Below are 25,454 nucleotides of genomic sequence, written 5' to 3' on the forward strand. Positions count from 1 at the left end.
AAACACGTGCAAACTTCGTAATAAACGCTTCTGCATGGGCTTTTTTACTTCCTGAATTTTGTACAAGTTCAAGAATTTTCATAACTGTCGAGTCATTGTATTCTTTTATAACCTGCAACGTTAGCAATCCATTTTGATTCACAAACCCGCTTAACAGAACACTGCCCTGCATCACTTCACGCGGAATTGATTCTCCTGTAATAGCAGACGTATCAACAAATGATACCCCATCTACTACTTTTCCATCTAAAGGTACTTTTTCGCCTGGACGTACCAGAATAAAATCACCAATCTGCACTTCGGAAGGAGATATTTTCTTCATACAATCCTCTTTTATAATATTTGCATAATCTGGACGAATATCGAGTAAGGAGGCAATCGATTTTCTACTTCTATGAACCGCAAAGCTTTGAAAATACTCCCCTACTTGATAAAAAAGCATGACGGCAACTCCTTCTGGATATTGCCCTATTGCAAAAGCTCCAATTGTTGCAATGGTCATTAAAAAGTTTTCGTCTAACCATTTTCCTCGAACAATATTCTTCACAGCTTTTGTAACAACATCTCCTCCTGTGAGAACGTATGCAAGTAAAAAGAGAACAAACTTGATTGGTGCAGAAAATGAAAAGATAAATGTTATAGTAAAGAGAATAAAACCCATAAGTAATCGATACGGAATAGCCATCGATTCTTCTTTTTGTTCCCTAGCTTTTCGCATAACTTTCACATCTGGTTCAATTTCCGCTACAATCTTTTTTACTCTTGCAAGTGTTTCTTGCTTTCGTTCAATTTCTGTCTGCAGGGATAATGTTTTATCTACAAAATTCATAGAAACGTTTCGGACACCATCTAAATGTGTCACTTTGTCTTCAATTTTAGAGGCGCAGTTAGCGCAGTCCAGACCTTGTAATAATAGTCTCATTTCTTCATATTTTTCCTTCATACGTACGTTTGGTTCTATTGTTTTAACAATGGTTTTTGTTTTATCAATTACCGCATCATCACTTTCAGTCGTTTCGAGCGTTAGCGTTCGGGACATAAAATTAACAGAGCACGAAGAAACACCTGATAATTGTTTTACATTTTCTTCTATTTTTGCAGCGCAATTCGCACAATCTAATCCTTCAAGTAAAAATTCCTGTTTACTCATAGGTATCCCTCTCCCTTTTCGGGTTATCATTTTTCTAATTTTGATGTGTAGTAAATTGGCTGATTTAGCAGTGAAGGTTCCTATTCATTCACATGAATAAACGCCTGATTCGTAATAGCAATTACATGATCATCCGCTAATGAGTAATAGACAACTTTCCCATCTCTTCTATTTTTCACAAGTTTAGCTTGTTTCAATACTCGCAATTGATGGGAAATAGCAGATTGTGTCATCGAAAGCATACACGCTAAATCGCACACGCACATTTCTTCAGCCATTAATGCTGTAAGAATCCGCATTCTCGTATAATCTCCAAGTACTTTAAATAGCTCGGCTACTGCTCTTTGGTTTGTATCGCTTGGCATACTTTGCTTCACCTTATGAATCACATCTTTATGAATGACTGTTTTCAAACATTTTTCTTCTTTTATTTCTGCCATGCAATTCACATCCTAACGTATGAACAATTACTCATATGTTTATATAATATTATTATATGAGTTTGAATTTAATCATGTCAATGCATCACGTTTGTACATAGAAAAAAATATCTCGTTATATCATCTTTCTTCAATTCAGGAATATTCGGACTATTGAGTTTGTACATGATCCGAAAAGGATTAACGCTCTCCTTTTTTACTTCTAATGTACGAACATTATTTTTATATATAAAATATTTTTTTAAAAAAATCATTTAATCTTAATGTTTTTTTAAGAAACATTCGATATGTTATATACATCAAAACAAACTTCATCAAACAGGAGGTCATTACATAATGGCTAAAATGGGAAATAAAATGATTGTACTATGTTCTGCGGCGATTGGAATTATTTATACTTCTGGATATATAGCAACACAATCAGCAGCTTCAACCGAAATTCAAAACGCACTTTCATCGCAAGTACAAAATTCACAAACAACTAATACTGACACGGCAAATCAAACTAGTACAGCTCAATCCACAACTTCAACTAATAATGGATCAGCAGTCCAATCCACAACTTCATCTAGTAGTAAGACGACTGCTGCAGCTAAGACATCAACATACAAAGATGGTACGTATACAGGCATGGGAACAAATAATATTGGCTCTGTAGAGGTTGCCGTTACTATTAAAAACGATAAAATTACAACAGTCGATATTACAAATTGTACAACATCTTATCCTGAATCTTATATTAAAGGGTTACCTCAACAAGTTGTTAGCCGACAAAGTGCTCAAGTTGATGTAGTGAGCGGTGCAACGAAAAGTACGAATGATTTTGAAAAAGCTGTAATGGGTGCCTTACAAAAGGCAAAAAATGCATAATAATTTCGATTATTAGGAGATTGAACAATGAAGGAAACCTATACAAAAACACGGCTTCAAATGGGGACAATTGTAACGATCAAGGTTGTTACTTCCTTAGGTCCGGTATTGGCAGAGCAGAAAATAAACCAAGCTTTCCAAGCCATTTCTGCTGTTGAAACAACATGCAGTCGATTTGATGAACAAAGTGAGTTAAGTAAGCTTTCTTCAACAGTCGAAGAAGCTGTTCATACAAGTGATTTACTTTTTGAAGCAGTTCGATTCTCACTAGAGGTTGCGAAGTTAACAACTGGGCTGTTTGACCCAACAATTGGTCATACGTTAGAAGCTTACGGATTTAATACAAATTATTTAACTGGGGAAACTGTTTCAACACATAATACCCCATCAAATATAAGCTATCTAAACGTATTGCTTGATGAACAAAAACGTACCATTCTGCTTACAAAACCTCTAACTCTTGATTTAGGTGCAATTGCAAAAGGATTAGCAGTTGATTTAGCGGCTAAGGAATTAAGTGAATTCGAAGGATATTACATCGATGCTGGTGGTGATCTTTTCATCGGAGGTACAAATGAACAAGATGAACCTTGGACGATTGGCATTCAAGATCCATTTCACAAAGACAAGACAATTTGCTCTTTACAGCTAAGTAATGCCGCCATTTGCACGTCGGGTAGCTACGAAAGATTGAGTCATGTCCGTCCCAATACACACCATCTCATTAATCCACATTCGGGTGATTCACCACATGACATAGTAAGTTGCACAGTCGTTGCTCCGTTTACAATGCTGGCGGATGCCTTCTCAACAGTAGCCTTTCTGCAGGGTTCAAAGGGAGCCGAACTGCTTGAAGATGTAAATCTTGATGGAATGTGGATTACATCAACAAAAGAAATGATTATGACTAAAGGAATGAAGGAGTATATGTTATGAAACCAAATGATCAAACCTATAAAGAGAATGAAGCCAAACGGAAATATATGAGTACTCCAAACGGGTATGTGGTTATCAACGAAACGAGAGCAAATCGAAGAAAAAAAGATACCAGTTTATCCTTTTTAAAAACACCGAAGCATATAGTTCTCGCTGCATTAGTTATTTTACTCTTGCTTGCACAATTGACATCAGGAGCACATGACGGATTCATCAATACAATCGTCGCTATCGTTACTGCTTCCATTTTAGATATAGGAGCAGCCTTGATTCAAAAACGAAAGATATCCATTCCTGAAGGTGGCATTATAACAGGGATTATTATTGCTGGCGTACTAAGTCCTATGAATAGTTGGGGCATTACAGCACTTACAACGGTAGTAGCCATTCTTTCTAAACATTTACTTCGTTCCAAGAAAAAACCTATTTTTAATCCAGCAACATTCGGGCTCTTTATCATTGGCACTGTATTAGCAAGTCCACAAAGTTGGTGGAGCGGGATGTCACTTTTACCTTGGTGGTGTATCTTGTTCTTGCTCATCACAGGATACTGGGTCACACAAAAGGTAAATAAATTTCCACAAGTGTTCAGTTTTTTAGGCATGTACTTTCTTTTAATCCTAGCACTTGCTTTCATGCAGGTTGGAACGGTTGGCGATTTATTACGCGTTCCTTACATTAATTCAGCACTTTTCTTAGCTTTCTTTATGCTTACTGATCCTCCTACTTCACCAGCGAAAAACAAGGACCAAGTAATGTTTGGAATCCTTACTGCATTATGTAGTGTTGCTGCGTATTTCGTTGTAGGCGGTCTTACCTTCTTATTAGTTGGTCTTCTCGTAGCAAATGGCTGGAAAGCATGGAGAGCGTTGAAACCCATAAAAGAAACGAAACATTCCACAAAACAAAGCCGCGCTGTATCAGCGCATTAATAAATAAAAAAGCAATCAGTCTCCTTTAGCAAGGGGACTAACCGCTCTGTAGAAGCCCGTCTATTTATAGACGGGCTTTGTATCGTGAGCACGTATTGGAAGCTTAACAATTATACTTGTCCCCACATTTTGCTTACTATCTGCTTTTATTTCTCCTTCGTGTGCTTCTACAATCCATTTTGCTATGGACAAACCTAATCCTGTACCTCCTTCAGAGCGATTTCGGCTCTTATCACCGCGATAGAAACGATCAAAAACATGAGGAAGATCACTAGGAGCAATTCCCATTCCCGTATCAGAAATTGTAAGTACTATATACTTTCCTTCTTTTTTCCCTTTTACAGTGACAGTTCCATTTTTCTTATTGTACTTTATGGCATTATCGAAAAGAATAACCAATAATTGGTGAATACGTTCCTTATCCGCAGAAATTTGTAGGTTTTTCTCATTTTCTACAATTAATGTGATTTCTTTCAACTCTGCAATTGGTTCAAATTGTTGCACAATCTGATTCACATACTCATCCAATAAAAATAATTCACGGTCGATTTGAAGCTGATTTGAATCTGAACGTGCAAGAGTTAATAAATCTGCAATTAACTTGTTCATCCGCTTTGTTTCTTGTAGCACTGTATAAATTGCTACACTTTCCTGCTCAATAGTATGCTTAGGATGACGGAACAAAAGCTCTAAATGAGTTTGAATAACTGACAGAGGTGTACGTAATTCATGTGAAGCATCTGCAACGAACTGTGCTTGCTTTTCCCATGAATTTTGAATTGGAATAAGGGATCTTTTTGCAAGAAAAATACCAGCAAACACAAAAAACGCCAGACTTAACAGACCACCTACAATAACTAGCATGAGCAGACGCCCTAAAACATTGGTTTCTGTATCAATATTTAATACTAGCTGAATATATTTTACTGGTATCTTGCTTTGTTCTTTAATTGAAGATATCGGAACTGATAATATTGCATATGTATGCCCATTTATCTTTCGATTGACTACAGATTGATTCGCATATTCCGATGGCTTTAAATCATCTAAATCATTCGGAAAAACAGCCTTTTCTGGGATTGCTTTTATAAATTGATCATTTTCACCCCATAATAGATAAACAATACTCCGTTCTGATTCTCTTTTTTGATCATGTTCACTTATTAATTTATCAATTCCTTCTTGTTGTACTTCCTCGCGCATAGTCGTAAGCTTATCAGTAAGATCTTGCATTACAATATGCTGCATGTAGATATACAGAACGAAGCCAAATGTACAAAACACAAAAAATAACACAATCGTATTTAAAAAAACGAGCCTGTTTTTAGTTTTCTGAAACATCATCACTAATCCCTTTCAGCATGAAACCAATTCCGCGCACTGTGCAAATATAAGAATCTAGCATACAAACACTTAATTTTTTGCGGAGATGGTGAACATACACATCCACAACACCTAACCCTACATCTGATTCTAAACCCCAAATACGATTTAAAATTTGATCACGTGGTAAAATTTGTTCCTTATTTAAAATGAAATATTCGAGAAGTTCATATTCTTTTACGGTTAGGTTTAATTTTATGTCCGCTGCATATCCATCATGTTCCTGCTTATTGAGCCTAAGCGGACCATAGGAGACCTCTCGTTCGTTACTAATCCCTTTTGCCCGTAGTAAAACACGAACCCGTGCTAACAATTCTGGCACAGCAAAGGGTTTAATTACATAATCATCTGCTCCTGCATCCAATCCTTTAACTCGATCCTCCACACTGTCTTTTGCAGTAAGAAGTAAAACCGGTGTTTTTATTCCTTCTGCGCGTATTGTTTTCACAATTGTAATACCACTAACGGAAGGTAACATTATATCAAGAATAATTGCATCATAAATATTTTGTTTTGCTAAATAGAGGCCTTCCTCTCCATCTAAGCAAATATCTACTTCGTAATTTTCTTCATGTAAAACACTCACGATTCCATCAGAAAGTGGCTTATCGTCTTCTACTACTAACAGCTTCATACCCTACCTCCATACTATAAATAACTCTACTTCCATTATAAATCAGCCGTTCTAATTTAGCGAACCTATCTGTAGATGTTTATCTTTCTAATCTGACAAAATAAAATGGGTGTAAAGGACAACTCCATTCTCCTTCTACACCCATAACAATTGAATGATACATATAAGCTCAAAATAGTATTTATTTCTTTTCATATATTAATTTTCCATATATAATTTTATTAGTTCTGTATATTCGATTTGACTTTTTGGTACAAATCATATACTTGTTTCAACTCTGTTAATGTTAAAGTATTTACCCAACGATCGGAAACTTGGTAGATACCCACACCTTCTATTTTATACAATTGAGGAAGGCTTTTGACTACCAATTTATGTTTATAAAATCTCTATACAAGTAAAACCGTAACTATATAGTTTTGATTAACTATTTTGAAGAGTTCTCAATAGATGGTAAGCATCGTTTCCAGCAAGTACGATTAGTTGTTCGAATAGTTCATCTCGAAGTAAATCTAATTCTATTATCTTCTCAGCTATTTGTTTCGATTTATCATCTATATGTTTCATCTGTTATCTTCCTTTCGTGACATATATAATATAATGTTTTCCTTTCTCATCTTCTCATGTGTATATTGTATGTGAAACCCCCTTCAAATTCTTCGTTTTTGTCAACAAATCTTACAAACATTTTCCGATATTATGCGAATACCATGTTAGAAAATCTAACAAAGACATCGCAATTCGTAACATTGTTGAGTATAGTAGTAGATAGAAGGAATGGTTGTAGGAGGGGGATTACATTGATAATGAAGGATGATTCCTATAAGTATAAGAAAGTAATAACGATTGGTACTGTTAGTGAAATTACGGGATTAACAGAACGCCAAATTCGGTACTATGAGGAAAGAAAGTTAATTTTTCCTGAGCGAACTAAAAAGGGCACCCGGAAATATTCCTTTCATGATGTGGAACAATTAATGGATATTGTTGAAAAAATGGAAGAAGGTGCTCAAACGTTTGAGATTAGACAAGACATGTTGAAGAAAGAAAAGCAATTAGATGACAAAGCCGTACGTGATAAAATGATACGCGGCCAATTGAACGCAAGATTCGGTATTTCTAAAATGCCCTAATCCACATAAAAAATACTTATAAAAAGCAAAAAAGTAGTACCTTCCTTACTGGTTTAAGAGGGATACTACTTTTTTATTTACGGAATTACACTACGAAATAAGCCTTTATCTCACCATTTCAGATTGCAAATAATGCCACACTAGCAAAGCAGTATGATGCAATGCTTGTTCGTGGGTTCGTTCAAAAGCATGGGATGCATCAATACCTGGTCCAATTAAACCATGGATGACGTCATGACCAGATCGAATCGCTGCAGATGCATCTGATCCGTAATGAGGATAAATATCTACTGCATAGGCAATATTATATTGCTTTGCTAGTTCAATTAAATGCTTACGTAATCCATAATGATAAGGACCACTTGAGTCCTTCGCACAAATAGACACACTGTATTCATCTGTTGTCTGACCATCACCAATAGCACCCATATCAACCGCAAGATATTCAATTGTTTCTAAAGGAACATTGGAATTACCGCCGTAGCCAATTTCTTCATTGTTCGAAATGAGAAAATGAGTAGTATACGGCAATGTAATTTGTTTTTGTACGAGTTGTTTCATCGTATACATTAAAATACCCACACTTGCTTTGTCATCTAAATGTCTGGATTTAATAAATCCCGTATCCGTTACTTCTACTCGTGGATGAAAGGATACAAAATCACCAACTGAGATTCCAATCTTCTTTGTATCCTCTTTCGATTTCACAACAGCATCAACACGTACCTCTATATTCTCTTCATCTCTCTTTACTTCTCCTGCATTACTATAAACATGTACTGATGTTTGATGAATTAAGATCGTACCTGAATAGATTGCGCCATTTGCTGTATGAATACTGCAATATTCACCTTCAGTAGAATTCCAACGATAGCCACCAATCATCGTAAGCTTAAGTCGTCCATCCTCCTTAATTTCTTTAACCATTGCTCCAAGTGTATCTACGTGTGAGGTTAAAAATCTATGTTTCGTATGATCCTCACCTTGCAAAGTAACCAAAAGGGCACCTTTATTCGTACGCTGGCTTGGAATCCCAAGTGATTTCACAAATTGCTCCACATATGTAATGGCCTCTTCTGTATATCCGGATGGACTAGGAATAGAAACAAGATCTTGAATATACGATATAATTTCTTTCTCTTGGATAAAACTACTCATTGAATATCCCCCTTTTTGTCCTGTAGTAATCATATCAATGAAAGCGAAGAAAAACGAGAGATAAGTTACTCTCGTTTTTCTTCAAATCCGCTACTTATCTAGTGTACTCGGTTCAATCCAAGCTTCAATTATCTGTCCCGATGCACTTGTGTCAAATAGAATCGTACCATTACTGTAACGATCTTTATACTTCAATCCAGACGTATCAATATGTGCTACTACATTTTTTTCAGATTTCACATAAAGCATTTCAGTACTCTCTACTTTTTCCAATCCGATAATACGATATGGATGTGATTTTAACTCTTTAAAGATGGATTGTCCTCTTTTTGCACGATTTGAGCTTTCTATTTGATTCGCTTTCATTTTTTTCAAGGCGCCACGCTGCGTTACAAGAAGAAGGGTATCTTCCTCATCTACAGTTAAACCTTTTACTACGTAATCATCATCCTTTAGGGCGATTCCTTTGACTCCACCGGCACGAACCCCAATTGGAGTAACTTCATCCATTCTAAAACGAAGTGCCATAGCATTGTGAGTTACGAATAATATATCACTTGTACCATTTGTTACAACCAGATTTATAATTTCATCATCATCTTTAACATTCATAGCAACTAAAGCACGAGAATAACGCTGTACTTTATATTGTTTTAATTCCGTTCTTTTTACCATTCCGTTTTTCGTAATAAAGCATACATAGCGGTTATCTATATCAAAGTCTTGTACGTGAACTGCTTTAATTATTATTTCATCACGAGCTAAGGTAACAATATTGGCAATATAATTTCCAAGATCTTTCCAACGAATATCTGGTAATTCATGCACAGGCAAATAAATATAATTCCCTTTATTTGTAAACAAAAGAACCGTGTCGGTCGTATGAATATCAAACCGCGCTAACAGTCGGTCGCCTTCCTTCATACCGAAGCCTTTTCCACTAGAGGCATTATAGGATCGCCAACTCGTTCTTTTTACGTATCCTTCCTTCGTTATCGTTACAATTACATCCTCGTGTGGAATCATAACTTCCATATCAATTTTAATATCCTGAATTTCATCTTCCACTACCGTACGACGGTTATCATTATAGGTTTTCTTTACGCGTTTCAAATCGGTTTTAATTACCTGAAGAAGTTTTTTATCACTAGCAAGAATTGACTGTAATTCAAAAATCTGCTCCTGTAGCTCTTTTCCTTCATTTTGTAATGCAGTAATATCGGTATTCGTTAATCGATACAATTGCAAGGATACAATTGCTTCTGCTTGTAATTCAGAAAAAGCAAACTTTTCGATTAAATTATCTTTTGCGTTCCGTTTGTCCTTCGAACTGCGAATCGTTACAATCACTTCATCAAGAATAGATAAAGCTTTCATAAGTCCTTCTACAATGTGTTGACGATCCTCTGCCCGTTTTAGCAGGAACTTGGATCGATTTGTAACAACTTCCTTCTGATGAGAAATATACGCATCTAAAATTTGTGGCAAACTCATAAGCTTTGGACGGCGGTTATGAATCGCAACCATATTAAAACTATAAGTAATTTGTAAATCAGTCGTTTTATAAATGTAGTTTAAAATAGCTTCTGCATTTGCATCCTTTTTCAGTTCAATAACGATACGAAGTCCTGTACGGTCTGTTTCATCACGAACTTCTGCTATGCCTTCCAGTTTTTTATCAATTCGCAAATCATCAATTTTTTTAACAAGATTTGCTTTATTCACTTCATATGGAATTTCAGTAATCACGATTTGCTGCTTTCCCGTTCGTAAGTCTTCAATACTCGTTTTACCACGAATAATAATTTTCCCACGTCCGGTTTCATATGCTTGTTTTATTCCATCAATACCTTGAATAATGCCACCAGTTGGAAAATCAGGACCGCTTATAACGGTCATTAAGTCCTCTACTGAGCACATTGCATTATCAATTCGCATAATTGTTGCATCAATGACTTCACCAAGCTGATGAGGTGGAATTTCAGTTGCATATCCAGCTGAGATTCCGGTAGAACCATTTGCCAGTAGATTTGGAAAACTTGCTGGCAGCACGATAGGTTCCTCACTTGTATCATCAAAATTGCTAACAAACTCTACCGTTTGTTTATCTATGTCACGAAGTAATTCCGAAGCAATAGGGGAAAGACGTGCTTCTGTATACCGCATCGCAGCCGCTGGATCCCCATCAATGCTACCGTTATTTCCGTGCATTTCAACGAGAACATTACGAAGTTTCCATTCCTGGCTCAGACGCACCATGGCTTCGTATACGGAAGAATCACCGTGTGGATGATAGTTACCAATTACATTTCCAACTGTTTTTGCTGCTTTTCGAAACGGCTTATCATGGACATTACCTTCTACATACATCGAATATAAGATTCTTCGTTGTACAGGCTTTAAGCCATCACGTGCGTCAGGAAGTGCACGATCTTGAATAATATATTTACTATAACGACCAAAGCGATCACCTAGTACGTCCTCCAAAGGGAGATCACGATATTTTTCTTGTGGCATATTTATTCACCCTCCGTTGAAAGCAATTCATTTTCCAAAATGTTAGCATCATCTTGAAGTCCGAACTGCACGTTCCGTTCAATCCATTTACGTCGAGGCTCAACTTTATCCCCCATCAGCGTTGAAATACGTCGCTCAGCTCTAGCAACATCCTCAATCTTTACACGAATGAGCGTTCTCGTTTCAGGATTCATAGTTGTTTCCCACAATTGATCTGCATTCATTTCACCAAGTCCTTTATAGCGCTGCAGAATATAGCCTTTTCCAACCTTCTTTGTCACTTGATCTAGTTCATCGTCTGACCATGCATACTCTATCACTTCTTTTTTACCCGTTCCTTTGCTCACTTTGTACAGTGGTGGAAGTGCAATGAATACTTTTCCTTGTTCAAGAAGCGGCTTCATATAACGATAAAAGAATGTAAGCAATAGAACCTGAATGTGTGCCCCGTCCGTATCTGCATCAGTCATGATGACAACTTTATCGTAGTTAATATCCTCTACCGAAAATTCTGGACCAACGCCGCCTCCGATTGCATAAATTATCGTATTAATTTCTTCGTTTTTAAATATATCGGCAAGCTTAGCTTTTTCGGTATTAATTACTTTCCCGCGAAGTGGAAGAACTGCTTGAAAACGTCGGTCACGCCCTTGTTTTGCCGACCCACCCGCTGAATCTCCTTCTACTAAATACAATTCATTCCGTTGTGGATTACGAGATTGAGCCGGTGTTAGTTTTCCGCTAAGAGACGTTTCAGTCCGCTTTTTCTTTTTACCGCTTCTCGCTTCTTCTCTCGCTTTACGTGCAGCCTCTCTTGCTTGAAATGCCTTTACGGCCTTTTTAATTAAAATAGCTGCTACATCTGGATTTTCCTCTAAAAAATAGGAAAGATTTTCTGAAACAATCGCATCAATTGCAGAGCGCGCTTCACTCGTTCCTAATTTTCCTTTCGTTTGTCCTTCAAATTGCAGAATACCTTCAGGAATACGAACGGATACTATTGATGATAAGCCTTCACGGATATCACTACCCTCAAGGTTTTTATCCTTCTCTTTTAAAACACCTATTTTACGAGCGTATTCATTAAATACACGAGTCATGGCTGAACGAAAACCGACTTCATGCGTTCCACCATCTTTTGTTCTTACGTTATTAACGAAGGAAAGTAGAGTCTCTGAATATGCATCATGAAATTGAAATGCAATTTCAGCCTCAATTCCATTTTGTTCCCCTTCAAAGAATACGACAGGATGTAAAGAAACCTTTTCTTCGTTCAAATAAGTAACAAAGGCTTCAATACCAGTTTCATAATGAAATATATCTGTAATATCGTTACGATCATCCTTTAAAACAATTTTCATATTTTTCATTAAAAAAGCGGATTCTCGCAAACGTTCACTTAATGTATCGTAGTTATAGTTAGTTGTACTAAAAATAGTTGCATCTGGTTTAAAATGAATCGTCGTTCCTGTTTCCTTAGTTGTTCCCGTCACTTCTAACGTGGTAACGGGATTTCCACCATTTTCAAAACGTTGTTGATAAACATGTCCATCACGGCGAATGGTTACGACAAGCCATTCTGACAATGCATTTACAACAGAGGCACCTACTCCGTGCAATCCTCCACTCGTTTTATAGCCACCCTGGCCGAATTTTCCCCCAGCATGAAGTACTGTTAAAATCACTTCAGGTGTAGGTTTCCCCGTTTTGTGTATACCCGTTGGCATACCTCGTCCATGGTCTTTTACACTTATACTATTATCCTTATGTATCGTTATAATTATTTCATTTCCGAATCCAGCTAATGCCTCATCAACTGAATTATCTACAATTTCATATACTAAATGATGCAATCCGCGGCTATCCGTGCTTCCGATATACATACCAGGACGCTTGCGTACCGCTTCGAGCCCTTCTAGCACTTGTATCGCATCTTCGTTATATTGTATTTGCTGTGCCAAAGCCTTTACTCCCTTCCTACAAACAATCAGAACATACGTTTCTATTATAACATACCATTGTACCTAATTCTTGACAAGTGTATGCACCGCATTGTATGTAGACGTAATTCAAAAGAAAAATCCTTGTTGCTACAAGGATTCCTTCTACGTTACTATTTCAAAAAAAATGAACTTTGTCAATGCCAAGGAATAGGTAAGACGGACAATTCACCAAATTTTCCATATGATCCACAGAACAATAAGCCAAAAAGGAAGGACAAAAAGTATTCCTAATAGGCATCCTCGAAAAAATTTCATGAACAGCTCGCCTCTCTTTAAAAACTCCTCACATGACATGGTCTACCAATCGTATATACATCTACGAATAAAGATTCTTGTATACCATTATTTTGTTAAAGCATGCTCCACTTTAATACAGCGATCCATAATTACTGTATAACCCTGCTCTTTTAAAAATTCATAAGTATCTTCGTCTTGTAAACCAAGCTGTGCCCAAAAGACATCTGCATCAATTTTAACAAAATCCTTTGCGACTTCCATTAAAAATTCAGATCGACGAAATACATCGACAATATCTACATGTCCTTCAATTTCAGTAAGCGTTTTTACAGCCTTTTCACCAAGAACATAGTCTGCTTTAGGATTTACAGGAATAATTTTGTAACCTGCGTCTTGCATCGCTTTTGCAACCATATAAGACGTTCTTTCAGGATTATCAGACAATCCTACAACAGCAATCGTTTTGCTTTTCTTTAATAATTGACCAATTTCTTCTCGTGTTGGATTTTGCATAGTAATTCCCCCTTTTTTCTAGTATAGCCAATTAAGCAAGGCTCTTTCAATAGAAAGAGCCTTTATACTAATTAGCAATTGCATCTAATATGATTGTTTTTTGCTGTTTTTGACCATCACGATAGTATGAAACAACTACCTTATCGCCAACCTTTTTCTTATCATACAAGTATTTTCTAAATTCAACGCTATTTTCTATTTTTTGATCATCAAGCCCAACAATTAAATCATAGCGTTGAAGTCCTGCCTTACCAGCAGGAGAATTTGCTGTCACATCAGCTACTAAAACACCGCTTGTTACATCTTTAGGTATTTTCAATCGGTCAGAAATGACACTAGGAAGCTCGTCTAATGAGCTTAATTGAATTCCCATAAATGGTCGTTTCACTTGACCATCCTTTTCTAATGCATCCAGTGTAGGCTTGGCTACATTAATAGGAATTGCAAATCCAATTCCCTCTACTGCTTGCTGGGCAATTTTACTAGAATTAATTCCAATCACTTCACCATTAGCATTCAGAAGTGCGCCCCCGCTGTTACCAGGATTGATACTTGCATCTGTTTGAATAACCTGTGCTTGCCAATCTTCTTTTCCATCTCCGTTAATATCAACAGGAATCTCACGATCTTTACTGCTAATAATTCCTTCCGTTACCGTCCCTGCAAACCCAAGTGCACTCCCAATGGCAATGGCTGTGTCACCAGCACGAATATTATCAGAATTTCCTAATGTGGCGATTTTTGTAATATCTGTTCCGTCAATTTGTACAACAGCTAAATCAAGCCATTGATCGGTACCAACTAATTTCGCTTGGAGCTTCTTTCCATTACTAAGTGTAACCTCAAGCTGTTTTGCTCCTTCCACTACATGGTTGTTTGTCACAATAAATGCTTGATTTCCAACTTTTTTATAAATAACGCCTGAGCCTGTACCGGTCTGCTGTGTTTTATTAGATTGAGCATCAGTAGTTTGATAGTTCATCACACTTACCACTGTATCCTTTGCACCATCTACCATACCAGCTATATCTGTAGACTTTGTAGTTTGCACAACCGGTATAGCTGTCCCCTGTACTTGTTGAACCTGCTGGGTCTGCTTTGTATTTTGCATATTTGAAATATACGGACTCGCAGCAGTGATGGTAATTGCTCCAATAAATGCACCTACCAATCCTGAGACAAAATATCCTTTTCCTGTGCGAGGACGTGCGTTTTTATCTTCTCTTGTAACCGTCTCATTTTCATCGTAGTATCCCATAGTTTTATTCTCCTCTCAAATACATTGTAATCCTAGTGTAATAGAGCACTGTGAATTCATTGTGAACTCCTAGTGAATTTCAAAAATATTGTAGAAATTCCTAAAAGGAGGTCAACTCATACTTAAAGATCGTATCTTTTTTATATGAACATATAAAATTCGAAATGAAATATTCTATTCTTCAAACTTATAACCCACTCGAATGACGGTTGCAATATGCTTTGCACGCTCGCCTAGTTTATTTCGAAGTTTTTTTATATGTGTATCCACCGTCCGGTCGTCTCCATAATAATCATAGCCCCAAAGATGGTCTAATAAATGCTGGCGTGATAAGACAATCCCTTTATTCTCCATTAAATATAACAGCAATTCAAACTCTTTATGTGTTAATATAATTTCATCTCCATTAACAATGACAGTGCGAGATAGTTTGTTAACTTCAATCCCACATAGTGATAACATATTTTCATCCTGGCCGATTAAACCTTCTGCTCGTTTTAATAATGTTTTTGCCCTTGCTACAAGAACTTTCGGACTAAATGGTTTTGTAACATATTCATCTGCTCCTAATTCAAACCCAAGCAATGTATCCTCTTCATCAGAACGTGCAGTTAGCATAATAATGGGCACAACGGATTCCTTTCGAATACGACGACACACCGACCATCCATCAATTTCAGGTAGCATAATATCGAGTATGATTAAATCAATGTTGTGCACTTCGAACTGCAAAAGAGCCTGCTTGCCGTCCTCAGCCTCCACCACAGTAAATCCCTCGCTCTTAAAATAATCGGAGACGATTTCGCGAAGGCGCTGTTCATCTTCTACGAGCAGCACCGTTTTACTCATATAATTCCCTCCTAGCCCTTACTTCAAACAAAAAATTCACTCATTTTGTAATATAAATATTGCCCAAGTGATTCATGACTTTGTATTTTTTGTTTCCTATTACATCAGTTTACTTCCATAATTCTATCATATCATGATTATCTCAGTCTTTTACAAACAGAAAGGTCGGTTCGACTTCAAGTAGATAGTTGTTTACACAGTTTTTTTATTGTATGGTACAATAAGTGATGGATTGACTTAGAAAAAACCGTTAGAACCTTTTTAAAGGAGAATCGAACTTATGCTTACTTATGTTTTATTTATTGTCGCTTATTTACTTGGTAGTATCCCTTTTGCATTAATTGTTGGAAAGGTTGGCTATGGAGTAGATATTCGGCAACACGGAAGTGGCAATTTAGGAGCTACAAATACGTTCCGAACGCTAGGAAAGAAAGCTGGATTTACTGTTACAGCAGCTGATATATTGAAGGGGACACTGGCAGCATCATTGCCTGTATTATTTGGTCTTACCATTCATCCACTTTTGTTTGGTATTGTTGCCGTAATTGGTCATATGTATCCCGTGTTTGCTAATTTTCGCGGCGGAAAGGCTGTAGCAACATCAGCAGGTGTGCTATTGTTTTATCAACCAATTATTTTTATCATCTTAGTCTCTGTTTTCTTAGTGCTTCTTTTCACTACAAAATATGTATCCTTATCGTCTATGATTGCAGCAATTGTAGGGGTTATTGCAGGTGTTATTATTAATGACAAGCCGTTTCTCTTTACCATTTCATTGTTAGCCCTTTTTGTCTTCTATCGTCATAGGGCCAACATCACACGAATTTTAAATAAAACTGAACCAAAAGTTAAATTTTAACATACTAACGAAAGGAGAATTTGCTAAGCATATATATAGCAGCTCTTTTCGTTATTTTTTATAATCAAGAAAAAGAAGTGTTTAGTAAAGGAGGCGAAATGAAATGAATATAAGCATATCAAAAGATGCAGCAAACTGGTATAAGGACGAACTCTTGCTTCAAGACGAAGATTCACTATGTTTTTTCGTACGATATGGAGGGGAGAGTACCATTCATAAAGGATTCTCTCTTGGCATACGAAAAGATATACCTATTCAAGCCGTTACAAAGGTAACCGTGATTGGAATTACATTTTATATTGAGCAAGATGATGAGTGGTATTTCGATGGTCAAGATCTTTCTATTACCTACATGAAGGGTGACGAAGATCCTACTTTTCATTTCACAAAATAAAAGTGCTGAAAACTCCGTTATAACATAGAAAGAAAAAGCCGAAACGTTTACGCTTCTAGCTCTTTCTTTGCCGCTTCATAGGCCATATACCATTCTGGATATAGTTTTTTGAACGATACTGGACGAAATGTATCCCGACGCACTAAGATATTTGTTGTTTTCGCAGTAATACAAACCTCACCTTGTTCATTCCATATTTCGTAACCATAGATAACACGTACTGGATTTATTGTATCAATCCACGTTTTAACAAGTGCCTTTTCACCATACCTCATCGCCTTACGATACGAAATTTGTAAATCTAGAACCGGAGAAACAATCCCGTCCTGTTCCATTTGTATGTAGGAAACTCCCAAATCCTCGATAAGCTGAGTTCTTCCTAGCTCAAGCCATACAACATAATTTGCGTGATACACAACTCCCATTTGGTCCGTTTCAGCATAGCGTACTTCTATTTCTTTCTGTGATACATGCATCATAACGTCTCCCTTTGACCGTTTCTTTCCATCTAAATAATCATAATACAACAACAGAAAAAATAAAATAGAAGCGGTATATCTTTTTTCCAAAAAAGGAGTGGACACTATGATTCAAATCATCGTCGTTGCAAGTGGCGACACGCTCTATAAGCTAGCAACTAAGTATGGGACAACAGTCGAAGAAATAGCAAAGGATAACGGCTACGATGCAAGTTTGCCTCTTGTTGTTGGTCAATCATTGCTTGTGAATACGAAGGGGAATATCTACTATGTACAACCCGGAGATACATTGTACAAAATTGCGCTCACATATAATATCCCAGTAAGTACATTATCAAAAGCCAATAATCTTTCAATCAAAACCAACCTGGCAAGTGGGCAAACGTTATACATTCCAAAAGGAACAAAAAAGCAAATTGAAGCAATTGCTTATTTGCAGCCTACTTCTATTCCAATCAAAAACACATTACTAGCAGCGACGAATGGAATCGCTCCATATATCACATACATTGCCTATTTTAGTTTTGAAGCAAACCGAGATGGGACACTTCAAATGCCAACAAACTTAGAAGATATTATCACTATTTCAAAACGAAATAAAGTAGTACCGATGCTCGTCGTTACCAATTTAGAAAATGGAAATTTTAGTCCTACCTTAGCAAACATCATACTAACTAATAAAACTGTTCAAAATAAGCTGATTACAACTATATTAGATACGGCGAAAAAGTATAATATGAGCGATGTTCACTTTGACTTTGAGAACGTTTCGCCAAACGACCGGGAAGCGTATAATCAATTTTTACGGAATGTAAAAGATCGACTTCCACAAGGATATACACTAAGTACTACTTTGCCTCCAAAAACAAGTTCTAATCAAAAAGGGCCATTCTTAGAGGGAATTGATTATAAAGCGCACGGGAGCATCGCCGATTTCGTAGTTATAATGACCTATGACTGGGGATGGCAAGGTGGTCCTCCTTTGGCTGTATCACCTATTATTCCTGTAAAAGAGGTTATACAATATGCAAAAAAAGAGATGCCAGCAAAAAAAATAATGATGGGGCAAAACTTATATGGTTTTGATTGGACGCTGCCATTCAAAGAAGGAAATCCCCCAGCAAAAGCACTAAGCTCTGTAGCAGCGGTTTCACTAGCTAGAGAGCACAACGTTCCTATTCTGTATGATACCCTGGCACAAGCCCCTCATTTTACGTATGTTGATAGCGCTGGAAAAAAACATGAAGTCTGGTTCGAGGATGCTCGTTCTATACAAGCAAAGCTAAATCTTATAAAAGAACAAGGCATTCGTGGTATTAGCTATTGGAAGATTGGTCTCCCTATGCCCCAAAATTGGAGGCTGCTAACGGAAAATTTTACGATAGAAAAAAAGGGATAATGTATTTTCCATGGTCATAAAAAGGACCTAAACAGAATTTAGGTCCTTTCCATTTAATTTTCTATATCGTGTGAACTCATATGTCGATTTTCTTGTCGAATTTCATTTCGCATTTGCGCAATACTTGCCATTCGTTTTGCATTTTTTGCTTCTATCGATGCTTTATCATGCTCATTTGCTAGACGTGCGGTTTCTTCTGCCTCATGAATATTTTCAAGTGTATTGTGTACCATGCTCTGAAGCTTTTCTACATTATCACTTCGATCATCTTTATTTACTCTCATTCTTATCCTCCTCCAAACTAAACTCTTGCTTATTTAGTTTGTCAAAAACTCATCACAATATACAAACCTATTCGAATCAAAAAACAGGACGATTACGCCCTGTTTTGATTATCCGTTGTCTACAATTGGTTTTTTCCCAGTTTTATCTTGCATTTGCTTTCCTTTGTTACCCCCTGCTTCAATATTTCTTGTCCCTATATGGTTGGGTGTAAAATCTTTGCTATTTTTTTTCGGATTGCTCATCACATTCCCCTCCTTCTTAAATAGTATGCTAAGACCATTTGTTCAATATACAAGGATTATGCTTGATTTCTCATTTCTAAACGTTTTTCAATTCGTTCTTCAATCTGTCTGATGGCCTCATTGTCGGCAAGAAGCTTGATCCTATTTTCCAAAACAAGCTCTTCAAATGTTTTTCGATGATTCTGTCTCATATGCTCACTCCTTCCTATTGCTAGTAGTATGGACTGAGAATAATTCCATTTATACAATTTGTTAGAAAATTTCAAATTTTATTTGGAGTGCAAAGACATTTCTATGCAAATATTGACTGAAAAACCTACTGCATCGAAGATATCGCTTGTTCCAGAAATGAAGCTGTCATTGCTCCCACATATTTTTGACGAATGATTCCCTGTGAATCAATAAAATAAGAGGTAGGAAGCGACATAATTTGATATGTATTTACAACAAGAGAAGAGGAATCCAATAATGCAGGAAATGTATAACCGTTATCTTGCATAAAACTCCGAACTTTCTGTTCCCCGTTGGTACGTTCGGAAACAGTATAATTTATAGCTAGCAATACAGTATTTTCATCCTTTTTCTCGAAGAATGTTTGCAAGACGGGCATTTCCTCTTTACACGGTGGGCACCAGGTTGCCCAAAAATTTACGATCACTTTTTTTCCTTTAAATGAGGATAAGGAAATGTGATCTCCATTCGTTGAAAGTAACGTAAAATTCGGTGCCTCTTTCCCTATTTCAAGTCCTTGTTTCGAAATTACTTCCGTTTCTGCACTTTGTTGTATTGCTCTTTGCCCATTAATCTGCTGGTAAATCGCGTAACTTGACATCGATAGAAACACAAGTATTATTATTATATTTCGTATCATCGCAACCGTCCTCCCGTTTTTTGTATATATGTATACAAGTTAGATAGGACCTATGCGTATTAATTCCATCCTCCCTTTACATATCCTTCTATATTTTGTTAAACATAAAAAAAACGAGAGGAGAAATCTCCTCTCGTTTTCCAATCAATTTATTCTACCGATATGAAATTAGCGAGAAACTTTTGCTTCTTTCAATCTGTCACGAAGAACCATTTGTAGAATACCACCATGACGGTAGTAATCAATTTCCACTTCAGAATCAAAGCGTACAACAACTTCAAATTCTTTTGTCTTTCCTTCAGAATCAGTAGCTGTTACTTTAATTAAATCACGTGGTTTTACATTTTCGTCAACATGGATAGCAAATGTTTCATTACCAGTTAAGCCTAGTGTTTCAGAGCTTTCACCTTGTTTGAATTGAAGTGGAAGTACACCCATTAATACAAGGTTGCTGCGGTGAATACGTTCGAAGCTTTCAGCAATAACTGCTTTAATACCAAGTAAGTTTGTACCTTTGGCAGCCCAGTCACGAGAAGATCCCATACCGTAATCTTTACCAGCGATTACAAGAAGACCAGTACCATCTTGCTTGTATTGCATAGCTGCATCATAGATTGATTTCACTTCGCCAGTTGGCCAGTAAGTTGTAAATCCACCTTCTGTTCCAGGAGCGATTTGGTTTTTGATACGGATGTTTGCAAATGTACCTCTCATCATAACTTCGTGGTTACCACGACGAGAACCATAAGAGTTGAAATCGACTGGTTCAACACCTTTTGAAGTCAAGTATTTACCAGCTGGTGTATCCTTACGGAATGAACCTGCAGGTGAAATGTGGTCAGTTGTTACGGAATCACCGAATTTACCAATTACACGAAGACCAGTAATTGCTTCCACTTCTTTCGGTTCTGCAGATAATCCTTCAAAGAATGGAGGATTTTGAATATAAGTAGATTCGTCATCCCATGTGTACAATGCTTCGTTAGAAGTTTCGATTTCGTTCCAACGTTGGTTGTTTTCGAATACAGTTGCATATTCTTTCTTGAACACTTCAGCAGTTACTACAGAAGATACAACTTCTTGTACTTCTTCAGCAGATGGCCAAATGTCATTGAAGTATACAGGCTTACCTTCTTTATCTGTTCCAAGAACATCATTGCGAAGGTCAATATCAACAGTACCAGCAATTGCGTAAGCTACTACTAGAGGCGGTGAAGCTAAGTAGTTAGCTTTTACTAACGGATGGATACGTCCTTCGAAGTTACGGTTACCAGACAACACTGCGGAAACAAGAAGATCGCTTTCTGCAAAAGCTTTTTCAAGTTCAGGTGCTAATGGACCAGAGTTACCGATACATGTTGTACAACCGTAACCAACCGTATTAAATCCTAATTGATCAAGGTATGGAGTTAAACCTGCTTTATTTAAATATTCAGTTACAACTTTAGAACCTGGAGCTAAAGAAGTTTTTACATATTCAGGTACTTGTAAGCCTTTTTCAATTGCTTTCTTCGCTACTAAACCAGCACCGATAAGAACGGATGGGTTAGAAGTGTTTGTACAGCTTGTAATGGCTGCGATTGCAATTGCACCTGTTTTGATTTTTACTTCTTTGCCTTCTAGTGTAACGTCTACTTCTTTGTCAAATTCTTTTTCCGTAAAGCCAAAGCCTTGGTTTCCTACTGGAGAAACAACCGCTTTGCGGAAAGCACTTTGCATATTTGAAAGTTCAATTAAGTCTTGTGGACGTTTTGGACCAGAAAGACTTGGTTCGATTGTAGAAAGATCAATTTCTACTACTGTTGTGTAAATAGGATCTTCGCTACCAGGAGTGTAGAACAAGTTATTTGCTTTGCAATATTCTTCAACAACGCGAATTTGTTCTTCATTTCTTCCTGTTAAACGCATGTAGTCAAGTGAAATGCTATCGATTGGGAAGAAACCACAAGTAGCACCGTATTCAGGAGCCATGTTTGCAACAGTCGCACGGTCAGCTAATGACATACTTTGTAAGCCTTCACCGAAGAACTCTACGAATTTACCAACAACACCTTGTTTACGAAGAACTTGTGTTACTTTAAGTGCGATATCAGTTGCAGTTGTACCACTTGGAAGTGTTCCAACTAATTTAACACCGATAACTTCTGGAACTGGGAAGTATGAAGGTTGACCAAGCATTCCAGCTTCTGCTTCGATACCGCCAACGCCCCAACCAAGAACACCGATACCGTTGATCATAGTTGTATGAGAGTCAGTACCTACTAATGTATCAGGAAATGCTACTTTTTCTCCGTTTACTTCTACAACGTGTACAACTGGTGCTAAATATTCAAGGTTTACTTGGTGCACAATACCAGTTGCAGGTGGAACTGCACGGTAGTTATCAAATGATTTTTGTGCCCAGCTCAAGAATTTGTAACGTTCACCGTTACGTTTAAATTCTAAATCCATGTTGAAATTTAATGAATCATCTGTTCCAGCTTTATCAACTTGAACAGAGTGGTCAATAACTAGATCAACTGGAATTTCAGGATTGATTGTGTCAGGATCCCCACCCATGTCAGCCATAGCTTTACGAAGTGAAGCTAAGTCAACAACAGCAGGTACTCCAGTGAAATCTTGTAAAATTACGCGAGATGGTTTATAAGGAACGTCGATATCTTGTACATCTTTTGTTCCCCATTTTGCAAGGTTTTCAACATGCTCTTCTTTAATAACACGTCCATCAACTTGTCTGAGTACAGATTCAAGCAATACTTTAACGGAATAAGGTAAACGAGAAACATTTCCGATTCCTGCTTCCTCAAGCGCTTTCAAACGATAATATTGATATGGTTGTCCGTCTACTGTAAAAGTAGCTTTTGCGTGAAATGGATCTAATTTTGCCATTAATAAATTCCCCCCTGTTAACGTGAGAAAAAGTCTAAAATACATTGTATATACATTTTACAATGTTTTACCTTGTTATCTTATTACAACTTCGAGCATAAGTAAACAATAAGAAACTTATAGTTTTCGATAAGAAATACTTATTGCATATTCTCGTATACAATGTATAAAGCTTTATCTACCTAGATATTCACAAACCAAACAAATAAATGTCTTCCCATTAGCATTCAATTGAATCGCATGCAATTCTTTGTGTACAATAATGTTTCATTACATTTATACTATATCATACATTTCAGCCTAAAAAAACGCTTCCAAGTAATTTCATTCCTCTTTACTCCATAATTTTCTATCCCAATTTGAAGATTTCTTGATACATTTGTATATTGTCTGGACAGGTCCCTCATACTATTTTTAGGAGGTGATTCAATTTGGGAAAGCGAAAAGCAAATCACATCATTCCTGGCATGAACGCTGCTTCTGCCCAAGGCAAAGGAACTGGTTATAATGAAGAACTAAGCAATGAACCCTTAACTGCCGAACAACGTCAAAATAATAAAAAGCGTAAAAAAAACCAGTGAAAAATGGACCCCCTTTCTAGCTTCTTTAGAGGGGGGCCCATTCTTTTTGGTATTCCTTACTCTTCATCAATCCGATTCATGATGGTATACACATCTTGTTCATATTTTTCAAGCTGCAGGCGTTGTGTATCACTCGCCGTTTCAAGAGCATTTTGTATTTGCTGATAGGTTTCTTCTACTTCTTTACGCAAATGCTTTAACTCTGCTCCAACGTTTGGACCATCGTTTTCTACACTGCTATAACTATCTGCAACTTGCTTCATTCCTTGCTGTACTGCTTGATATGCTTGTTGTTTGTCTTTATGATAGGGCATAGTATTCAATTTGCCTCCTTCATGGATTGTAATCTTTTCTAGCATTTGTCAATTGAGATTAAAGCATACGGGTATAAAAGAAAATAATGCAACCATATTAACAAATAAGGAGGGATAGTTATGAAAGAGAATACAAATGAAAACCAACAGAAGCAAAATAGCGGACAGCCAAAGCCAATGAGTGGATCTCACAAAGTAAAGAACCGAAATCATTCACGCCAAAAAAATAATGCTCATCACGACATGTAACTCATTTCATGTTGAAAGGCAACGTAAAAACGACGAATTTCTATATATTCGTCGTTTTTTCAATTAAAAACATAGAGTGGTTGGATTATCTTGTTAAATACATATTATCATTTTATTTTTAATTCCATAAAACGCTTTCACCTTTTTTTTGCTTTTGCATACAATAGTCAGAATTCAACTTTACGGGGGTTTGCGCCATGCGTGCAAAGAAAAATTGCTTCTTACAAGTAGAAGGGTTTGAAAATTGGATGCATCAATTTTTCTTAGAATCATCCGTTATGCCTATTGATTTATTTGAAACAAATCAATCCTACATTTTAGAAGCAAACATACCTACTTGTAACCCAACCATTTTTATTAAGAAAACACAAGTTGGTTTAAGTATCGCTTTTACAACAGAATATGGTAGTAACATCAGACGGAATATCCTATTGCCACAACATATTTTGAACAAAAACATGATTGCAAATTTTGAAAACAAATTACTTGAAATCATTATTTCTAAAACAGAATGTGTGTTGCACGATTCAAATGACATCTTGCCAATTACACAAAAAGAAAATTAAACAAATGCACCTACTAGAACGGAACTTCTATGGATACTATTTATCAAAAAGAGACGACTTGTCTCTTTTTGATTATGCGTATTTACTTATACGTAATAGTATGATTCTGAATTAGCTTTGTTCTCCTTTTTAGAAGAACCTTAACGAGTAATAAGATTGGGAAACTAATGAAACCCAAAGTGGCAACAAGAGAAAATACAAATCCACCGTTTTGGTATCCATAGTGTTCAAGGAGAATCCCTCCTAGCCACGGACCTATCACACTTCCAAACCCAGTAAACCCCATTGCACCAAAGTAAGACCCTTTTGCATG

Annotated in this window: 28 protein-coding genes and 1 pseudogene; 10 read left to right on the forward strand and 19 right to left on the reverse strand. The window is 36.8% G+C overall.

What is annotated here, in order from left to right:
* Nucleotides 1-1,150, reverse strand: a 1,150-nt coding sequence (locus tag AC11ZT_RS02960) for a heavy metal translocating P-type ATPase (RefSeq protein ID WP_484058181.1), incomplete at its 3' end; no start/stop codon positions are given.
* 80 nt (nucleotides 1,151-1,230) lie between these two features.
* Nucleotides 1,231-1,590, reverse strand: a complete 360-nt coding sequence (locus AC11ZT_RS02965) for an ArsR/SmtB family transcription factor (protein WP_484058182.1) — start codon at nucleotides 1,588-1,590, stop codon at nucleotides 1,231-1,233.
* 336 nt (nucleotides 1,591-1,926) lie between these two features.
* Between AC11ZT_RS02965 and AC11ZT_RS02970 the strand changes: the two genes are divergently transcribed.
* The 3 genes from AC11ZT_RS02970 to AC11ZT_RS02980 are packed head-to-tail and all read left to right on the forward strand — an operon-like array spanning nucleotide 1,927 to nucleotide 4,328.
* On the forward strand, nucleotides 1,927-2,460 hold the full coding sequence (locus AC11ZT_RS02970) for an FMN-binding protein (RefSeq protein WP_484058183.1): 534 nt from the start codon (nucleotides 1,927-1,929) through the stop codon (nucleotides 2,458-2,460).
* A 27-nt stretch (nucleotides 2,461-2,487) separates the two neighbouring features.
* Nucleotides 2,488-3,396, forward strand: a complete 909-nt coding sequence (locus tag AC11ZT_RS02975; protein ID WP_484058184.1) for an FAD:protein FMN transferase — start codon at nucleotides 2,488-2,490, stop codon at nucleotides 3,394-3,396.
* Nucleotides 3,393-4,328 (forward strand): RnfABCDGE type electron transport complex subunit D, encoded by a 936-nt coding sequence (locus AC11ZT_RS02980; protein WP_484058185.1) that lies wholly within the window; start codon nucleotides 3,393-3,395, stop codon nucleotides 4,326-4,328. Before AC11ZT_RS02975 ends, AC11ZT_RS02980 begins: the two co-directional genes overlap by 4 nt.
* 60 nt (nucleotides 4,329-4,388) lie before the next feature.
* Here AC11ZT_RS02980 and AC11ZT_RS02985 read toward each other — a convergent pair whose 3' ends face one another.
* The 3 genes from AC11ZT_RS02985 to AC11ZT_RS02995 all read right to left on the reverse strand — a co-directional run bounded on the left by AC11ZT_RS02985 (nucleotide 4,389) and on the right by AC11ZT_RS02995 (nucleotide 6,912).
* Entirely contained in the window at nucleotides 4,389-5,672 is a 1,284-nt protein-coding gene (locus AC11ZT_RS02985) for a sensor histidine kinase (protein WP_484058186.1), read from the reverse strand.
* Nucleotides 5,653-6,345 carry a response regulator transcription factor gene (locus AC11ZT_RS02990; RefSeq protein WP_484058187.1) on the reverse strand — a complete coding sequence of 231 codons (693 nt, stop codon included), beginning with the start codon at nucleotides 6,343-6,345 and terminating at the stop codon, nucleotides 5,653-5,655. Before AC11ZT_RS02990 ends, AC11ZT_RS02985 begins: the two co-directional genes overlap by 20 nt.
* Before the next feature lie 423 nt (nucleotides 6,346-6,768).
* Complete coding sequence (locus tag AC11ZT_RS02995; RefSeq protein ID WP_484058188.1) at nucleotides 6,769-6,912, reverse strand: hypothetical protein; 144 nt, start codon at nucleotides 6,910-6,912, stop codon at nucleotides 6,769-6,771.
* 239 nt (nucleotides 6,913-7,151) lie between these two features.
* On the opposite strand from AC11ZT_RS02995, the gene AC11ZT_RS03000 reads away from it, so the two are divergent.
* Nucleotides 7,152-7,478 carry a MerR family transcriptional regulator gene (locus AC11ZT_RS03000; RefSeq protein ID WP_379970257.1) on the forward strand — a complete coding sequence of 109 codons (327 nt, stop codon included), beginning with the start codon at nucleotides 7,152-7,154 and terminating at the stop codon, nucleotides 7,476-7,478.
* 105 nt (nucleotides 7,479-7,583) lie between these two features.
* Here AC11ZT_RS03000 and AC11ZT_RS03005 read toward each other — a convergent pair whose 3' ends face one another.
* The 6 genes from AC11ZT_RS03005 to AC11ZT_RS03030 all read right to left on the reverse strand — a co-directional run bounded on the left by AC11ZT_RS03005 (nucleotide 7,584) and on the right by AC11ZT_RS03030 (nucleotide 16,013).
* On the reverse strand, nucleotides 7,584-8,636 hold the full coding sequence (locus AC11ZT_RS03005; RefSeq protein WP_484058189.1) for a M42 family metallopeptidase: 1,053 nt from the start codon (nucleotides 8,634-8,636) through the stop codon (nucleotides 7,584-7,586).
* Nucleotides 8,637-8,726: 90 nt separating this feature from the next.
* Nucleotides 8,727-11,153, reverse strand: coding sequence for a DNA topoisomerase IV subunit A (gene parC, locus AC11ZT_RS03010; RefSeq protein WP_484058190.1), 2,427 nt, complete (start codon nucleotides 11,151-11,153; stop codon nucleotides 8,727-8,729).
* 2 nt (nucleotides 11,154-11,155) lie between these two features.
* Nucleotides 11,156-13,114: a DNA topoisomerase IV subunit B gene (parE, locus tag AC11ZT_RS03015; RefSeq protein ID WP_484058191.1), complete on the reverse strand. Its 1,959-nt coding sequence runs from the start codon at nucleotides 13,112-13,114 to the stop codon at nucleotides 11,156-11,158.
* 384 nt (nucleotides 13,115-13,498) lie between these two features.
* Nucleotides 13,499-13,912, reverse strand: a complete 414-nt coding sequence (locus AC11ZT_RS03020; protein ID WP_484058204.1) for a CoA-binding protein — start codon at nucleotides 13,910-13,912, stop codon at nucleotides 13,499-13,501.
* 61 nt (nucleotides 13,913-13,973) lie between these two features.
* On the reverse strand, nucleotides 13,974-15,164 hold the full coding sequence (locus AC11ZT_RS03025; RefSeq protein WP_484058192.1) for a S1C family serine protease: 1,191 nt from the start codon (nucleotides 15,162-15,164) through the stop codon (nucleotides 13,974-13,976).
* A 174-nt stretch (nucleotides 15,165-15,338) separates the two neighbouring features.
* The gene (locus AC11ZT_RS03030; protein WP_484058193.1) at nucleotides 15,339-16,013 is read right to left on the reverse strand and encodes a response regulator transcription factor; all 675 of its coding nucleotides are present in this window, start codon (nucleotides 16,011-16,013) and stop codon (nucleotides 15,339-15,341) included.
* A 280-nt stretch (nucleotides 16,014-16,293) separates the two neighbouring features.
* Here AC11ZT_RS03030 and plsY point away from each other — a divergent pair, with 280 nt between their 5' ends.
* Both plsY and AC11ZT_RS03040 read left to right on the forward strand, forming a co-directional pair.
* The gene (gene plsY / locus AC11ZT_RS03035) at nucleotides 16,294-16,872 is read left to right on the forward strand and encodes a glycerol-3-phosphate 1-O-acyltransferase PlsY (RefSeq protein WP_484058194.1); all 579 of its coding nucleotides are present in this window, start codon (nucleotides 16,294-16,296) and stop codon (nucleotides 16,870-16,872) included.
* A 103-nt stretch (nucleotides 16,873-16,975) separates the two neighbouring features.
* Entirely contained in the window at nucleotides 16,976-17,266 is a 291-nt protein-coding gene (locus tag AC11ZT_RS03040) for a HesB/YadR/YfhF family protein (protein WP_484058195.1), read from the forward strand.
* A 47-nt stretch (nucleotides 17,267-17,313) separates the two neighbouring features.
* On the opposite strand, the gene AC11ZT_RS03045 is transcribed toward AC11ZT_RS03040, so the two are convergent.
* Nucleotides 17,314-17,742, reverse strand: a complete 429-nt coding sequence (locus AC11ZT_RS03045; protein ID WP_484058205.1) for an acyl-CoA thioesterase — start codon at nucleotides 17,740-17,742, stop codon at nucleotides 17,314-17,316.
* 109 nt (nucleotides 17,743-17,851) lie between these two features.
* On the opposite strand from AC11ZT_RS03045, the gene AC11ZT_RS03050 reads away from it, so the two are divergent.
* Nucleotides 17,852-19,144: a glycosyl hydrolase family 18 protein gene (locus tag AC11ZT_RS03050; protein ID WP_484058196.1), complete on the forward strand. Its 1,293-nt coding sequence runs from the start codon at nucleotides 17,852-17,854 to the stop codon at nucleotides 19,142-19,144.
* Nucleotides 19,145-19,197: 53 nt separating this feature from the next.
* On the opposite strand, the gene tlp is transcribed toward AC11ZT_RS03050, so the two are convergent.
* The 5 genes from tlp to acnA all read right to left on the reverse strand — a co-directional run bounded on the left by tlp (nucleotide 19,198) and on the right by acnA (nucleotide 23,431).
* On the reverse strand, nucleotides 19,198-19,428 hold the full coding sequence (gene tlp / locus AC11ZT_RS03055) for a small acid-soluble spore protein Tlp (RefSeq protein ID WP_484058197.1): 231 nt from the start codon (nucleotides 19,426-19,428) through the stop codon (nucleotides 19,198-19,200).
* A gap of 108 nt (nucleotides 19,429-19,536) precedes the next feature.
* A complete protein-coding gene (locus AC11ZT_RS03060; RefSeq protein WP_379967588.1) occupies nucleotides 19,537-19,671 on the reverse strand; it encodes an acid-soluble spore protein N in 135 nt (44 codons plus the stop codon).
* Nucleotides 19,672-19,727: 56 nt separating this feature from the next.
* The gene (locus AC11ZT_RS03065; protein WP_484058198.1) at nucleotides 19,728-19,862 is read right to left on the reverse strand and encodes an FbpB family small basic protein; all 135 of its coding nucleotides are present in this window, start codon (nucleotides 19,860-19,862) and stop codon (nucleotides 19,728-19,730) included.
* A gap of 125 nt (nucleotides 19,863-19,987) precedes the next feature.
* The gene (locus AC11ZT_RS03070; protein ID WP_484058199.1) at nucleotides 19,988-20,542 is read right to left on the reverse strand and encodes a TlpA family protein disulfide reductase; all 555 of its coding nucleotides are present in this window, start codon (nucleotides 20,540-20,542) and stop codon (nucleotides 19,988-19,990) included.
* Between the two features lie 168 nt (nucleotides 20,543-20,710).
* Nucleotides 20,711-23,431, reverse strand: coding sequence for an aconitate hydratase AcnA (gene acnA / locus AC11ZT_RS03075; RefSeq protein ID WP_484058200.1), 2,721 nt, complete (start codon nucleotides 23,429-23,431; stop codon nucleotides 20,711-20,713).
* Between the two features lie 431 nt (nucleotides 23,432-23,862).
* Between acnA and sspO the strand changes: the two genes are divergently transcribed.
* Nucleotides 23,863-24,012: a small acid-soluble spore protein O gene (gene sspO / locus AC11ZT_RS03080; protein WP_379967576.1), complete on the forward strand. Its 150-nt coding sequence runs from the start codon at nucleotides 23,863-23,865 to the stop codon at nucleotides 24,010-24,012.
* Nucleotides 24,013-24,068: 56 nt separating this feature from the next.
* On the opposite strand, the gene AC11ZT_RS03085 is transcribed toward sspO, so the two are convergent.
* Nucleotides 24,069-24,326, reverse strand: coding sequence for a hypothetical protein (locus AC11ZT_RS03085; protein WP_484058201.1), 258 nt, complete (start codon nucleotides 24,324-24,326; stop codon nucleotides 24,069-24,071).
* A 120-nt stretch (nucleotides 24,327-24,446) separates the two neighbouring features.
* Between AC11ZT_RS03085 and AC11ZT_RS03090 the strand changes: the two genes are divergently transcribed.
* Together AC11ZT_RS03090 and AC11ZT_RS03095 are read left to right on the forward strand one after the other, a co-directional pair.
* The gene (locus AC11ZT_RS03090) at nucleotides 24,447-24,575 is read left to right on the forward strand and encodes a small acid-soluble spore protein P (protein WP_484058202.1); all 129 of its coding nucleotides are present in this window, start codon (nucleotides 24,447-24,449) and stop codon (nucleotides 24,573-24,575) included.
* A gap of 197 nt (nucleotides 24,576-24,772) precedes the next feature.
* Nucleotides 24,773-25,141, forward strand: a complete 369-nt coding sequence (locus AC11ZT_RS03095) for an Hsp20/alpha crystallin family protein (protein ID WP_484058203.1) — start codon at nucleotides 24,773-24,775, stop codon at nucleotides 25,139-25,141.
* 82 nt (nucleotides 25,142-25,223) lie between these two features.
* Here AC11ZT_RS03095 and AC11ZT_RS03100 read toward each other — a convergent pair.
* Nucleotides 25,224-25,454: pseudogene (locus tag AC11ZT_RS03100) on the reverse strand (MDR family MFS transporter); the annotation flags it as partial.

Source organism: Ectobacillus sp. (assembly GCF_056992975.1).

Excerpts from the sequence above, each read along its gene's own strand:
- AC11ZT_RS02965 (WP_484058182.1), bottom strand. The coding sequence starts at position 1,590 with ATGGCAGAAATAAAAGAAGAAAAATGTTTGAAAACAGTCATTCATAAA.
- AC11ZT_RS02970 (WP_484058183.1), top strand. The coding sequence starts at position 1,927 with ATGGCTAAAATGGGAAATAAAATGATTGTACTATGTTCTGCGGCGATT.
- AC11ZT_RS02975 (WP_484058184.1), top strand. The coding sequence starts at position 2,488 with ATGAAGGAAACCTATACAAAAACACGGCTTCAAATGGGGACAATTGTA.
- AC11ZT_RS02980 (WP_484058185.1), top strand. The coding sequence starts at position 3,393 with ATGAAACCAAATGATCAAACCTATAAAGAGAATGAAGCCAAACGGAAA.
- AC11ZT_RS02985 (WP_484058186.1), bottom strand. The coding sequence starts at position 5,672 with ATGATGTTTCAGAAAACTAAAAACAGGCTCGTTTTTTTAAATACGATT.
- AC11ZT_RS02990 (WP_484058187.1), bottom strand. The coding sequence starts at position 6,345 with ATGAAGCTGTTAGTAGTAGAAGACGATAAGCCACTTTCTGATGGAATC.
- AC11ZT_RS02995 (WP_484058188.1), bottom strand. The coding sequence starts at position 6,912 with ATGAAACATATAGATGATAAATCGAAACAAATAGCTGAGAAGATAATA.
- AC11ZT_RS03000 (WP_379970257.1), top strand. The coding sequence starts at position 7,152 with ATGAAGGATGATTCCTATAAGTATAAGAAAGTAATAACGATTGGTACT.
- AC11ZT_RS03005 (WP_484058189.1), bottom strand. The coding sequence starts at position 8,636 with ATGAGTAGTTTTATCCAAGAGAAAGAAATTATATCGTATATTCAAGAT.
- parC (WP_484058190.1), bottom strand. The coding sequence starts at position 11,153 with ATGCCACAAGAAAAATATCGTGATCTCCCTTTGGAGGACGTACTAGGT.
- AC11ZT_RS03025 (WP_484058192.1), bottom strand. The coding sequence starts at position 15,164 with ATGGGATACTACGATGAAAATGAGACGGTTACAAGAGAAGATAAAAAC.
- AC11ZT_RS03030 (WP_484058193.1), bottom strand. The coding sequence starts at position 16,013 with ATGAGTAAAACGGTGCTGCTCGTAGAAGATGAACAGCGCCTTCGCGAA.
- plsY (WP_484058194.1), top strand. The coding sequence starts at position 16,294 with ATGCTTACTTATGTTTTATTTATTGTCGCTTATTTACTTGGTAGTATC.
- AC11ZT_RS03040 (WP_484058195.1), top strand. The coding sequence starts at position 16,976 with ATGAATATAAGCATATCAAAAGATGCAGCAAACTGGTATAAGGACGAA.
- AC11ZT_RS03045 (WP_484058205.1), bottom strand. The coding sequence starts at position 17,742 with ATGCATGTATCACAGAAAGAAATAGAAGTACGCTATGCTGAAACGGAC.
- AC11ZT_RS03050 (WP_484058196.1), top strand. The coding sequence starts at position 17,852 with ATGATTCAAATCATCGTCGTTGCAAGTGGCGACACGCTCTATAAGCTA.
- tlp (WP_484058197.1), bottom strand. The coding sequence starts at position 19,428 with ATGAGAGTAAATAAAGATGATCGAAGTGATAATGTAGAAAAGCTTCAG.
- AC11ZT_RS03060 (WP_379967588.1), bottom strand. The coding sequence starts at position 19,671 with ATGAGCAATCCGAAAAAAAATAGCAAAGATTTTACACCCAACCATATA.
- AC11ZT_RS03065 (WP_484058198.1), bottom strand. The coding sequence starts at position 19,862 with ATGAGACAGAATCATCGAAAAACATTTGAAGAGCTTGTTTTGGAAAAT.
- AC11ZT_RS03070 (WP_484058199.1), bottom strand. The coding sequence starts at position 20,542 with ATGATACGAAATATAATAATAATACTTGTGTTTCTATCGATGTCAAGT.
- acnA (WP_484058200.1), bottom strand. The coding sequence starts at position 23,431 with ATGGCAAAATTAGATCCATTTCACGCAAAAGCTACTTTTACAGTAGAC.
- AC11ZT_RS03085 (WP_484058201.1), bottom strand. The coding sequence starts at position 24,326 with ATGCCCTATCATAAAGACAAACAACAAGCATATCAAGCAGTACAGCAA.
- AC11ZT_RS03090 (WP_484058202.1), top strand. The coding sequence starts at position 24,447 with ATGAAAGAGAATACAAATGAAAACCAACAGAAGCAAAATAGCGGACAG.
- AC11ZT_RS03095 (WP_484058203.1), top strand. The coding sequence starts at position 24,773 with ATGCGTGCAAAGAAAAATTGCTTCTTACAAGTAGAAGGGTTTGAAAAT.